Source organism: Bacteroides sp. MSB163 (assembly GCF_036416795.1).
Lineage (GTDB): Bacteria > Bacteroidota > Bacteroidia > Bacteroidales > Bacteroidaceae > Bacteroides > Bacteroides maternus.
The window spans coordinates 5106605-5119600 of record NZ_CP143867.1; the positions used below are offsets into that span (position 1 = coordinate 5106605).

Consider the following 12996-nt stretch of genomic DNA (forward strand, 5'->3'; position numbering starts at 1 on the left):
GATTCCAAGCGAGAAACAGAATCTTACTGATAGATCATATCTGTCTTGTCTACATACAAAAACTTCCCTTACGGATATCTTCAAATGTCTGTATCCCTATTGGCAAATTACGAACCTGTTCCATCATACTCAATATTAATCTTTATCTAATAAGACCCTCGCTAAGGCATTCACATACGATTACAATAGTTTGATTACTCACTTTCATTACTATATCTCTGGCTAAGGCAAAGATATAAACTTCCGTTTGATAATCAGAAGGAGGCTTCAATTATTCACAAGACCGCTAACATTTCGAATATTTCATATTGACCGGATCACTGAAAGTCAAGTCTAAACAACAGGTTACGGAATGTCACCAATCGACTAACTTCTGTCCTTATTTATCCGACCTACAAACATTCATTCTCAACCAGCAAAAGTAATCTTGCAACTAAAAAAGTGAGATTATGAGAAGTAATTTCAAACTCTTATTTTTCGTAAAACGAAATGCAACAAAGAAAAACGACAATTTACCCATCATTGCAAGAATCACCATCAACCAAATTGTAGCACAGTTCAACACTCAACATAGAATAAACCTGACTAGTTGGACTAAAAGAATGTATTTCAAAAACATATCATCATTTATTTACTTGTTTACCTTTGCAAAAAACATAGTAACATGAAGGATTATCCTATAAATGTAATAGATAACGAATATTTAGCTTTCAGTAGACTTACGCAATGAGTTTCCTAATATGCAGTTTTTTTCTCGTCAGAACCTATACTACAATAAAAGTTCTATGAATTCTACGCAGAGAAAGTACACTTTTCATCCAATAGTGTAATTGTCCCCCAAGTTGAGGGACAATTACAAGTAAAAACATAGAAGAAGCATTATTTTATGCGCACCAAACCCTATCTAATAAAAGGTAGTAGAGGAGAAAGAGCTGGTCCATACAATGGATTACCTCTTAGTCCCCCCTCAAATACCCTTCATTTAATATCTCTACTTCATTTTCTCCTATAATAATAACTCCCCACTTTTTTTATATTCTATTTTTTGATCCTGGTTCATAACAAATGCGTCAAAAGGAGCTATACTACTATGATCCGGTATAGAAATTATCCAATATATACGATAACGTCCGGAATCTATGATCTTCATCTCATCTTTTAAAAAAGATGGGTATCTTCCAATTGTTTTAATGCATTATTAGTATTTATTGCTACATTTTTCTTCAAACAATATTTTAACTCAAGCAGAAATAACCACCCTTTATTTTTCGCTTTGGAAGAGACGCACATGCATTCACACTGTTTTACGACTTTACCATCCTTGTTTCTCAAAGCCGCCTTATTTTCTTCAAAGTTTATAGCGTCAAAAGAAACGCCATGTTTATTTTTCAAATAAAAGGCTTCAATCAAATCAGGCTTGACATCGGATATGGTTACACCCATAAATGGTGTATTATGTGTCTTTGAATATTCAGTATAGTCAACTATGTATAAGTCAGAACTAAAGCTATTTATGTGTGAAAATAAACTATTCATCTTCCTCACAATAATTAAGCATATTATTAAAATCGCTCATAATTCCTTGCATAATTCTATTAAAATAGTTGGCTCGAATCAGCCCATCTTTGTCTTGAATTGTACCATTCACACTGTGAATATCCGCTCGCATCATTCCATTTTCAATTTCCCATACAGCAACTTCTTTAGGATCCAATACGGCTTCTTTACAATCAAGTTCCTGATACTCCTCTTTCGGCATTTTATTCTTCACAGCATAAGCCATTAAACAATTATTCAATGCATATAGAATATAAGGACTATGAGTAGTGATAACTAAACGATGATTTCTTCCATGATTAATAGCGGTAAGTAAGTAAAATAAAAGATCACGTTGCGCTTCTGGAAATAAGTTTTGTTCAGGCTCTTCAATTATGAACTGCGTATGAGTATACACCTTTCCTTTTATAAAACCTGCCAGACGTCTTTTCAATTCTTCCAATTCATCCGAAGTTCGGTTATTACCAGTCTGCAATCCTTCTAACAATTGGGTAATCTTCTCACTTTCAGCATAAGAGTAAGGTTTTTCCTCTTCATATATCCCTTTTGAGAGCCAATCTATTAGTAGTAGCAAAGGGACAATTGACTGCAACCCGCTAGACGCAGTACGCAAAGTTAATTTCTTACCATTTTCCATTTGCAACACGTCTGTATCACCATCTCCTAAATAATATTCTATTCCCATATTCAAGACCTTCATCTTGTGGTCAACCGGATATTTGCGTTTAGCATCATACCAATTTTTTATAAAATCCAAAAGATTATCATTATCTTCTGCATAATTGCGCAAATTAGGAACTACAGAAACAAAATTACGTTCCGCAGGGATATAAATAACTTTAGGATTTATTTTCTTATCAAGAGATAGAAAGAAATACTCTTTCTCAATATAATGTTCCGTATAATATTCATCATATAACACCGGGATTTCTTCTTTTTCTTTCCAATTATAAACATATGTCAAATTTTCACCGGCATAATATATCAACGAGTCTTCATTAAAATAAGAACCGGACAATTTGTGATACGACTGCAAACGCTTATAAGCATCTTTCCATGCCATTTTCTCTTCAAATGCATTTGTCTTTTCCATCCAAGTACAGAAACTTATAATCTTCGCCAATGTACTTTTACCACAACTTTGTGGTCCCATGAATACATTTACTTTTTTAAGCTCTATATCCACACTCTTGATAGGCCCTATATTTTTTACAATCAACCGACTCATACTATCACATTCATATTTATCTCTTGCAGAGAAACAAATTCCACTCCAAATATCCTAAAATCCATCTTTCTATTTTAAATCGAGTAGGAGGAAAACGAAGTAGTTTTCTTCCTACTTTCGCTTTCCGACCTCTCACACCACCACGCATGCCGTTCGGCACGTGGCGGTTCTTTACTTACGATGCAATTTACTGTAATACTCCATCAAGGTAGGGTACCTCACTAGTTTCAATTTGTCATTATCCATGGCAGAAGTTAGGATTCTGCTCCCAGCTATACACCAATACCCTAAGCGAGTATTGGCATGTTGCCAGGCATAGAACTTACTGATGCCACACTTCTGCAAATTGGCAAACCGAGTTTTGACCTTCTTCCAGTATTTCCATATACACATGCGTATCCTACGACGAAGCCATTCATCTATACGTTTCAGATAACTCTGCATATCTGCCTACTGAAAGTATTCTATCCAGCTACGTATAAACAGATGAAGCTTTGATTTGCGCTGCTCATACCCCATACCATTACTTCTTCCGGTCAGTTCTTTCAAGCGAACTTTCAGTTTAAGGTAACTTTTGGGATGGACAGATAAGCGACATTCGCCATTCTTTACATAAAAAGAATAACCCAGAAACTTCATGCCACGAACATAACCAACGCTGGTTTTATCTTGATTTACCTTTAGGAAAAGATGTTTCTCAATAAAAGCGCTTATGCTCTTCTTTACACGCAGGGCAGAACGTTTACTCTTACAGAAAATCATACAGTCGTCCGCATAACGCACAAACTTGTGCCCACGGGATTCCAACTCTGTATCCAATTCATGGAGCATAACATTGCTCAGCAAGGGGCTTAAAGGTCCTCCTTGGACAGTTCCCTGAACACGGCTCTCGTAGTGACCATCTACCATTGCCCCCGAGAGGAGGTATTTATGGACGAGGGAGATAACACGACCATCCTTCACGGTGCGTGACAAAATCTCTATCAACTTGCTATGATTAACTGTGTCGAAGAACTTTTCTAAGTCCAAGTCAACACAGTATTTATGACCACTATTGATATGAGATTGGGCGCGCCGCAAGGCGTGGTGAGCACTGCGTTTAGGGCGGAAGCCAAAGCTGTTGTCACTGAACTGGCGTTCGTAAAGCGGACTAAGCACCTGGCTGATGGATTGTTGAATAAGACGGTCAATAACGGTAGGAATACCTAATTGACGTTTCTTACCTCCATCCTTGGGAATTTCAACCCGCCGGACGGGATTGGGACGATAGCTACCGTCCAACAAAGAGTTTATCAGTTCGTCTTTATGGAGTTTCAGGTAAGGAAGTAAATCTTCCGTTTCCATCTTATCGACACCTCCACAGCCACCGTTGGCCACGACCTGCTTGTAGGCGCGGTTCATGTTTGCGGGCGACACAATACGTTCCAATAAAGCATCTTTGGTAAATTGCGCTTCCACGAGGTGGTTTTCAGTTATCCCAATAAAGGTCTGCACTCCGGCATAGCTTTCGGATTCCGTCCTATCCTTTTGCCGGCAGTTATCACTCAATGTTGATATTTTCTGCATTCGTTCCTTTATTTGGTAACATTCATTGACTACTCGCTTAAATAAAGTTCAGACCTTCCCCGAATGCCGATTTTTTTTTTCGGGTACTATGTCGTCTGCTGACTTCTCACAGCAAGCTTTACTCCGTGCTTCTGAAAAAAAAACATCTGCACGTCTGTGAGACCTCCCCAGTTAAGAATACATTCTTTCCATCTTATACCTGCCGGATTTACTTTGGATGTTTCCGGATAGTTATAAGGCTTTGTCTTGTTTAGCAGACTAACCCACATCCTTTAGCCTTATATCCGGTTTCTGTACGTCAGGCCAGATGTTTGCCGCTACCTTCCTTCAGATTCCAACTCACGATGGACACCCTTGGCGTTGGCTAAACACTTCCCACTATCAGGGCGTGTTAGGGACTTGCACCCATTAGAATATACCCATGCTGGGCGAACCAAGAAACCCCCGAAACTTTCAGTTATTGAAGTTTCGGGGTATATACAAAGAAGCATGTTTCATCAAAATTCCTCCAAATAGCTTTCAACATGCTTGTTTTTTTCAGTAATTATGCTTTTTATTCATTTTTCAATTGTTCCTCTACTGAGTTACAAAATGCATCTAAGCTTGCACTTTTCTTACGACATTCTGCCAAATTCTTTTTCAATACTTGTCCCAACTCAATGTAATTCAAGTTACTTTTTCGAGTATCCACTAACTTATTCTTTTCTTTGTCCTTTAACCTCGCTATTAGCCCACTTAAAGTTTCTTTAGGCCTTACTTTTTGCGAACTATCTTTTATATGTTTATCCCATATTGGAATTAACCACGCATCCGTTTCTTCAATACAAATAGCATATAGTACACGTTCTCGGTACTTTTCCTCGACAGCACCCTCTATCTTAGCCACCACATTTTTCCGCAACTCTTCACTATACACCTTCCAGTCAGACACTCCACTTCTTTGTGGACAGAGCACATCATATCCACTTTCACCACGTTCTGCTGTATCTATTTGAACGACAAGATACCGATCTTCTTCAAACATATCAAAAAAATCACTTAAACTTCCAGAATTAGCACATTCCTTCAACACCAATGTCCAGTTACTAAAGTTTTTCTCATTAAGTTCTGTCTCGTCGGTTTGATCTTCCGGTCTGACATTCAGGATATCAGAGCTATCAATCCCTTTTAATTTCTTCAATATAGCCCTGATTATAGCTATGTCAGCAAATCCCTCAGCAATTATTCCTACTTTCATTTTCACTTAAAAGTTATCAGGAATTCCACCAAGAAATCCCTTCATCCACAAATCTGATAGTTTACTCTGCACATCTTTGCCATCACGCACAGGTTTCAGTTTTATCCGTTCTATTTTGGTTGCACCATTATCTTTTCTAGTGACAACAAATAAACGCTGATTATCATCATGCAAATTCATCCCATCCAGAACTGCCGGGTTTTGTGTCGTAATCAGAACCTGTTTATCATTTTCCTCAGCAAGACTTGCCAGATTCTTCATCAGATAACGGCACAACCTGGGATTTAGCCCCGTTTCAATATTATCTATACCAAAGAAATCAGGAGTACGTTTACTTATAAAAAGAGTCAGATAAAATAACAGATGCAATGCCCCTTCATTTGCATTTTCCGCAGAGAAAAGATTATTTTTCTTCTGCATATACTTATCTCTGAAGTATAAATTAGAGATACTCCGTCCTAACTTATATCCTTGCATTTTATAAGTTTCCTCCTTATCCAACAAAATATCATCAATCCATGAAATACAGTCTTCCGCTATTTCTTTGATTCTTTCAATTTCCTCCTGCGGCAAATTATTCAGCAAAACATCCAACCCCTCTCCATTGATACCTAAAGGAAGTTCATAATTCTCCCGTGTTATTCCTCTCAACGCACTTGTTGACAATGAATAAATCAAATACTGAGAAATATAGTTTTTCTTCTCATTTTTTTCCTTATCATATTCTTCAACACGCTTCTCAGTAGGCATCCCACCTCTAGGAGGCAAACTTACATTGCAGCTCCACCTTGAGAAAACATCCAAATAGTTCAGATTATAAATACGATATCTCAGCGGACATTCCGGATTACGCAAATTATTGAAATAAATACAGGAGCCTATCTCTTCAATTACCTTTTTTCCAAAAAAAGAACCAATCATTAAATCCGGCTTTGCAATCCTTATTCCTTTTGAAATCATATCTTTGGTTTCGATAAGTCCCGAACGTTCCGAAGCCAACATTGCTACGGCCTCCAAAATATTAGATTTACCGGCACCATTTGCTCCAATAAAAACATTAATACGCCCTAAATCAACAGACAAGTTTTCAATGGACTTAAAATTCTCTACAGTAATCTGAGTTATCATATATAACAATATTATTTATTCAAAACTTACGTATCAAAAACAAAGATAAGCAATTTTGTAATACAACAAAATATTGGCAGAAAGAATTCTGAAAAGGTATCAATAAAAGCTTTCATCATTTGCTTAGTAACGCTTAAAAAATAAGTTGGTACACGAATGCTTATTTAGCGATTTTTCTTTTAGGCACGGATTACACGGAAAAGACACGGATGAAGTGATATGTTATTATCCTTCTGTGAAATTCCGTGTAATTCCGTGCCTAAAATTAAATTATCGTTTTTGTACCAACTTATTTTTTAATGATTACTTAACAGATCTGGAAAAGTGAACTTTTCTTTTAAGTGCGGGTATAAACAAAGAAAACAGCCCGCCAGGAGCTGTTTTCTCAGACGACGTTATAATGGATTGATTTTATACAGATTGATGCAATCGGAAGTATCTCTTCATAAAATAGGTATAAAGAAGGCTTAGCAATAGAATAGTACCTGACAAGTACCAGTAACTATAATTCAAGCACATTATATATCCTACTATTATAACAGCTTGCACTACCATATAAATAGAAGAAACTACCACATGAGGAACTTTCAGTTCATTAGCCATAATCTGATACAGATGTTTCCGATGTGGCAATCCAATATTCTCGTGAAGCATCAAGCGATGGACAATAGTCAAAACACTGTCAACACCATAAACACACAACAAAACAATCCAACTGGAATCCTCCGTTTTGATGATAAGTCTTCCCATCAGAAAAAGAATAATGAAAGCAATACTTACAGAACCTACATCACCAGCAAAACACTTAGCTTTCTTACGGAAATTGAAGAAGCAGAATACCAATACAGAACAAAGAACCGTATAAATAACCCCCTCTTCCACAAAAGGAATTATCTCTTTATTGACATAAGCCACCACCAGGATAAAGAAAACAATCCCCACTGATAGAACATCAATGCCATAGCAGAAAAGTGGAACAATAAACGTAGCTTCTGGGAAGTGGAACGAATATCATCCACGAAACTGATAAACGTAACTAAAGTCAGTGCCAATATAAACCAGGAATATTCAAAACCACTTGTTAGAAAATAAGCCAATGCACCGAAATAAAAGATAATACCCCCACCCCGCAAAATGACCCTCGTATGAAAACTACGCTCATTAAGCATACCAATGATATTACACTTATCAGCCACTCTAAAATAAAAAAGTTCTGCTAAAAATAGCAGAACCAATATAATCAGGTAATACATAACAGTACTTTCCCCTTTAACCCACATTGCAGCAATGTGGGTTATATCAAGTTTCTGTTCGTCAGGCCAGATGTGTTGCCGCAGACTTCCTTCAGATTCCACTTCACAATGGACACCCTTGTCTTGGGCTGGACACTTCCCGCTATCAGGGTGTGTTAAGGACTTACACCTATTAGAATAGAACCATGCGGGGCGAACAAGAAAATCCCGAAACTTTCAGTTATTGAAGTTTCGGGGTTCAAAGTGCTTTTGAAAAAAATCATCTCTTATAGCACTTTTTTATTTGCTCTACAATATATGCCACATCTTCATCCGTCACCCAAGGACCGGCAGGAATACACAAACCCATATTAAACAGACGCTCAGAAACACCATTCACATAACAAGGATTATGGGCATAGACAGGCTGCAAATGCATAGGTTTCCACAAAGGGCGGGTCTCAATTCCTTGTTCATTCAGGTTACGGCGGACTTCATCATAGGTAGTACCGGTCTTAGCAGAATCTATCAAAATAGTAGACAGCCAGTAATTAGCGTTGAAACGACCATCAGGATTAGATTTCAACGTTATACCGTCCACACCTTCAAAAGCCTTCTCGTAAAGAGCATGTACATAGCGGTGATGTGCAATGTGCTCATCCAATACGGTCATCTGACCACGACCGATGCCAGCACAGATATTACTCATACGATAATTATAACCGATCTTTTCATGCTGATAATGAGGGAAAGGCTCACGGGCCTGCGTAGCGTAAAACATCGTCTGCTTCTTGGTGCTTTCATCAGGAACAATCAAAGCGCCACCGCCCGAAGTAGTGATCATCTTATTACCGTTAAAAGACAACACACCAAAGGTACCAAACGTACCACATTTCCGGCCATTAAACTCAGAACCCAAAGCTTCTGCAGCATCCTCCAGCACTGGAATATCATATTTAGCGGCTATCGCACAAATCTCATCAATCCTGGCAGGCATACCGTAAAGATGAACCGGAAGAATTGCTTTCGGCTTCTTACCTGTCTTTGCGATTCTGTCTTTGATGGCTTTTTCCAGCAAAACAGGGTCCATATTCCAGGTATCCTCCTCACTGTCAATAAATACAGGAGTCGCCCCCTGATAAGCAACAGGATTGGCTGACGCACAGAATGTAAACGACTGACAGATCACCTCATCGCCGGCTCCAACACCTAATTGGATTAATCCCAGATGGATGGCTGCCGTACCGGCAGACAAAGCAACAACTTCCTTATCCTGTCCTACAAAATGTTTCAGTTCATCTTCGAAAGCATTCACGTTGGGGCCCAAAGGAACAACCCAGTTAGTATCGAAAGCTTCCTTTATAAAAGCCTGCTCCTTGCCGCTCATGTGAGCAAGGCAAAGATAAATTCTCTTGTCCATAAAATTATATGATTAAAAGAAAACGATAAATAGAAAAGTAAGAGTATAAAAAGAAAGGTTATTTACGCCATAGATAATAAGGCACAAATAACCATTTTATGACACTACAAATCTTTTCCCAATATTGTATAAATAATGATTTTAATGTCATTCCAAAAAGACCAGTGATCCAAATATTCTATATTAATTCTCACTTTGTCGGGAAACAGTACCTCGTCATTGTATTTTTGAGGATATTCCTGTCGTGCTAATAATTCTTCTTCATTTCGGTATTTCAAACTCGCAGGTCCTGTGATACCAGGTTTTAACAATAACATCCTCCTGTCCTCTCCTTGCAATTTATCCGCATATCCCGGCACATCGGGGCGAGGACCGACAAAACTCATGTCACCTATCAGAACATTCCATAGCTCCGGCAATTCATCCAATTTATATTTCCGGAGTACTGCCCCTAACGGAGTGATACGACTTTCCCCTTTCACCGAGACTGAACTACCCGAATGCCTGACAGTCATTGAACGAAACTTATACATAGTGAACAATCGTCCATGCTTTCCTACACGCTTCTGCTTGAATATCGCAGAACCGCCCGGCATCTTTATATGGATTAAAGCACCGACTACCAATAAAATAGGAGATAATAAAATTAAACCAAAGAGCGAAGCTCCACGGTCAAAGAGGGATTTAAAAAACATAAGAATAGATTATATCAGTACTTACCAATATTTTAAAGCCATATTATCTAAAAGTCTTATAGGCAAACCTTTTTACCCATCCTGGAGAAACGGCCATCGCATAATAAGCATAAGCAAATAGCTGGGCTTTCACGCCATATCCCAAGTTCTTATTTATTTCCTTGCGAAGCCTCAGAACTTCAAGAGCAAACTTTGTACCCCCTCGGCGTCTATACATATCTTTGGACACCCGAAATGAGAGAACAATATCTTCAAGGTTAGCAAACCTACATCCAGCCTTGAATGCTCGAAACCACAATTCTGTATCTTGGTTTTTTTTATATAAAGCGTTGTATGAGCTTACTTTATCAAAAAACGAAGCTCTGAACATTACTGCAGGATGAGCCAATGGATTACGTGTGGAAAAAAAATCAAAGCATTGCTGATGAGTCAATGGGTAATGAATCACCTTACCATTCAATCTACCGTCATATTCCATCTCTTCAATCGCCCCACCCAATACATCCACATCCGGGTGGTTCTCCAAATAGTTGATTTGTTTTTCAAAACGATCCGATTTAGAAATATCATCAGCATCCATACGAGCTATATACAAAGGATTCAGCTTCTTTCCTTCTTCAATAAGGTTATTAAGAACCGCAGTCAGACCACGGTTCTCTTTAAACCAAAAAGATGCAACGTTATCATTAGCCTCATACATCTTTAGTTCGCTTTCCAATTCTTCGCCTACACTTCCATCCACACCAACCAATAACCTAAAGTTTGCATATGATTGACTGAGAATACTCTCAATGGACAAACGCAAATGTCTTGGGTCATCTTTTTTATATACGGACATCAAGACAACCACCTGTGTTCTATTAACAAAACTACTCGTCACAACATAACAATATAAAGTCCGCGCACTCCTTCGAAAACCGAATCAAAACATATCATCTTTCCATCTCTGCTCCAACGAGGATGCAAGTCGCAACGGGTATCATTATCATATTTAAAAGGAGCAAACACTTTTGCCACGATTTTGATGTCATCACCCTTCATTACTTTAAGCGCAGCGATTCTCTTTCGATCAGGATAAGTATCGGTTACCACCAATGTTCCATCCGGTGAATAGCTTGGATGCCCATCTCCGCTTATTCCTGGCCAAAAATGAGTATATTCCCTTGTTTTATCTCGCATTAAATAATAACCAGGACCACCATTATACTTATTCTCAAATGCCAAAATTTCATCATCACTCTTCCAAAAGCAGTGACTCACCATGTCATCGTCACTCAGATTATACATATCTGTACCATCAATATTACAAGTCACCAAGCGAGTGTATTTTCGTTGCCTCTCAAACCATCGATGAAGTACCATAAACCGCTTACCGTTAGGACTCAACATTAAGTGATTCACCTTATGCTCGGCATTCACCATATCTTTACGTTGCTCAAAATTTGCAAAATCTGTATACTTCAACAAAGGAGTCACATTACCATTTTCAAGATTGATTCTCCAAATGCAAGTCTTGTCAGGGATACGTTCTGTTGCAGTAACTTCCGGAACATTATAGTAACCATAGCCAGGACGAAGACGATAAAGTCGTGAGAAATCAAGCGTTAATGCCGTTTTCCCGTCCGTAGCAACAGTATATATTGGAACAGAAATGATTCTTTCTTCGTGTCCAGTAAATACATTTAAAATCACCGAACAATAATGGCCGTTTCTGAAATCATTATAAATAATTTTTTCTTTGAACTCGGGTCCTAACCACTGAGCCATGCATCCTTGTTGTACATTCCAACTATTGCTCTCCGCTACAGTAACGACTGTATTAGTTAAAGTATCAAGCAATAATATTTCAAGCTTATCTTTAGGAGAAACATCACTCCATGTATCCTTTGCTTTCATACACAGCATATACCGCCCAGTAATATCCCATGGACACTTGTCGTAATAACCAAAGAAGAACTCCCCTTGCTCATTGGGCGATATGCGCACAATATTACCTTCCGATTTTATTTTCGGAGAAATAGTATACATACCCAACTGATAAACTCTCTTTATAATTTTCTTTACTACAGGATATTTATTTAACTGGTAGTTCAGTTTTTGTTCTAAATTCATTTCACATTTTTTATTTTACGTATTAATTTCAATGGTAAAATCCATTTCACTAACTCTTTAATATAATAAGGAACCAACAGATACAACTTATTAATAATACTGTTTTCGTATTTGTTTATAATCATTTTTCTATCTTTCAGGCGAATTGTAGAAAAATGATTAGACACTCCGCCATCAGCCATATTAGTTATGACTACAGATATAAAATGAAAAGGTATCTTATTAAAATGTAATCTAAGCATTAAATCATTATCCGCCAATATTTTTATATTTTCATCAAAGTAACCAATTCCTTTATATGCTTCTGATGAAACCCATGTTGCAGGATGATTTAGATACATATCATATTTTTTAGTACCACTCAAAAACTGTTCATAAGTACGTTTGATTACTTGGACTGAGCCGTCTTTATAATGAAATTTCATCCAACCTGTAAGAACGAAACTTGATTTTGTATTTATCCTTAAAGTATTGATCGCTTCAGAGATAGTAATAAGAGCATCTGTTTCAAGCCAATCATCGCTATTCACGATTCCTATGACATCACCCTTAGCCATAGAAATACCCTTGTTCATAGCATTGTAGATCCCCTTATCAGGTTCACTAATCCAACGAAGCCTACCCTCAAACAATGGCTCATATTGTTTGATGAGTTTCACAGTGTAGTCTTTGGAAGCACCATCAACAATTATATATTCATAGTCCTTCTCGCTTTGGGCAAGAATGGATTTTATTGTCCTTTCAATAGTTTTTTCGCTATTGTAGGATACAGTTATTATTGAATATCTCATAAAAATCGGAAAATATATAATTTTAAAAAC

At 37.6% G+C, this 12996-nt stretch carries 9 protein-coding genes and 3 pseudogenes; 1 reads left to right on the plus strand and 11 read right to left on the minus strand.

The genetic code is table 11. The features are described 5' to 3' along the window. Positions 1 to 707: 707 nt before the first annotated feature. Positions 708 to 909 (plus strand): annotated as a pseudogene (locus VYM24_RS19940) (DUF1016 N-terminal domain-containing protein); the annotation flags it as partial. Positions 910 to 1158: 249 nt separating this feature from the next. On the opposite strand, the gene VYM24_RS19945 reads toward VYM24_RS19940, so the two are convergent. The 11 genes and pseudogenes from VYM24_RS19945 to VYM24_RS19995 all read right to left on the minus strand — a co-directional run bounded on the left by VYM24_RS19945 (position 1159) and on the right by VYM24_RS19995 (position 12966). Further along, entirely contained in the window at positions 1159 to 1443 is a 285-nt protein-coding gene (locus VYM24_RS19945) for a hypothetical protein (protein ID WP_330940746.1), read from the minus strand. Positions 1444 to 1528: 85 nt separating this feature from the next. After that, on the minus strand, positions 1529 to 2785 hold the full coding sequence (locus VYM24_RS19950) for an AAA family ATPase (protein WP_330940747.1): 1257 nt from the start codon (positions 2783 to 2785) through the stop codon (positions 1529 to 1531). Between the two features lie 171 nt (positions 2786 to 2956). Next, positions 2957 to 4363 (minus strand): annotated as a pseudogene (gene ltrA / locus VYM24_RS19955) (group II intron reverse transcriptase/maturase). Positions 4364 to 4904: 541 nt separating this feature from the next. Further along, positions 4905 to 5588, minus strand: coding sequence for a TetR family transcriptional regulator (locus VYM24_RS19960; RefSeq protein ID WP_330940748.1), 684 nt, complete (start codon positions 5586 to 5588; stop codon positions 4905 to 4907). Between the two features lie 6 nt (positions 5589 to 5594). Then, positions 5595 to 6716: an AAA family ATPase gene (locus tag VYM24_RS19965; RefSeq protein ID WP_330940749.1), complete on the minus strand. Its 1122-nt coding sequence runs from the start codon at positions 6714 to 6716 to the stop codon at positions 5595 to 5597. A gap of 411 nt (positions 6717 to 7127) precedes the next feature. Then, positions 7128 to 7969 (minus strand): annotated as a pseudogene (locus tag VYM24_RS19970) (MraY family glycosyltransferase). A gap of 259 nt (positions 7970 to 8228) precedes the next feature. Beyond that, positions 8229 to 9368, minus strand: a complete 1140-nt coding sequence (locus VYM24_RS19975; protein WP_330940750.1) for a DegT/DnrJ/EryC1/StrS family aminotransferase — start codon at positions 9366 to 9368, stop codon at positions 8229 to 8231. A 104-nt stretch (positions 9369 to 9472) separates the two neighbouring features. After that, positions 9473 to 10063 carry a sugar transferase gene (locus tag VYM24_RS19980; protein ID WP_330940751.1) on the minus strand — a complete coding sequence of 197 codons (591 nt, stop codon included), beginning with the start codon at positions 10061 to 10063 and terminating at the stop codon, positions 9473 to 9475. A 43-nt stretch (positions 10064 to 10106) separates the two neighbouring features. After that, entirely contained in the window at positions 10107 to 10943 is an 837-nt protein-coding gene (locus VYM24_RS19985) for a glycosyltransferase (RefSeq protein WP_330940752.1), read from the minus strand. Further along, positions 10940 to 12175: a TolB family protein gene (locus VYM24_RS19990; protein ID WP_330940753.1), complete on the minus strand. Its 1236-nt coding sequence runs from the start codon at positions 12173 to 12175 to the stop codon at positions 10940 to 10942. The genes VYM24_RS19985 and VYM24_RS19990 overlap by 4 nt, the downstream gene beginning before the upstream one ends. Further along, a complete protein-coding gene (locus VYM24_RS19995; RefSeq protein WP_330940754.1) occupies positions 12172 to 12966 on the minus strand; it encodes a glycosyltransferase family 2 protein in 795 nt (264 codons plus the stop codon). Before VYM24_RS19995 ends, VYM24_RS19990 begins: the two co-directional genes overlap by 4 nt. Between the last annotated feature and the right edge of the window lie 30 nt (positions 12967 to 12996).

What these genes read in the sequence shown, in the direction of transcription:
- VYM24_RS19945 (WP_330940746.1), bottom strand. Translation starts at nt 1,443, where the DNA reads ATGGGTGTAACCATATCCGATGTCAAGCCTGATTTGATTGAAGCCTTT.
- VYM24_RS19950 (WP_330940747.1), bottom strand. Translation starts at nt 2,785, where the DNA reads ATGAGTCGGTTGATTGTAAAAAATATAGGGCCTATCAAGAGTGTGGAT.
- VYM24_RS19960 (WP_330940748.1), bottom strand. Translation starts at nt 5,588, where the DNA reads ATGAAAGTAGGAATAATTGCTGAGGGATTTGCTGACATAGCTATAATC.
- VYM24_RS19965 (WP_330940749.1), bottom strand. Translation starts at nt 6,716, where the DNA reads ATGATAACTCAGATTACTGTAGAGAATTTTAAGTCCATTGAAAACTTG.
- VYM24_RS19975 (WP_330940750.1), bottom strand. Translation starts at nt 9,368, where the DNA reads ATGGACAAGAGAATTTATCTTTGCCTTGCTCACATGAGCGGCAAGGAG.
- VYM24_RS19980 (WP_330940751.1), bottom strand. Translation starts at nt 10,063, where the DNA reads ATGTTTTTTAAATCCCTCTTTGACCGTGGAGCTTCGCTCTTTGGTTTA.
- VYM24_RS19990 (WP_330940753.1), bottom strand. Translation starts at nt 12,175, where the DNA reads ATGAATTTAGAACAAAAACTGAACTACCAGTTAAATAAATATCCTGTA.
- VYM24_RS19995 (WP_330940754.1), bottom strand. Translation starts at nt 12,966, where the DNA reads ATGAGATATTCAATAATAACTGTATCCTACAATAGCGAAAAAACTATT.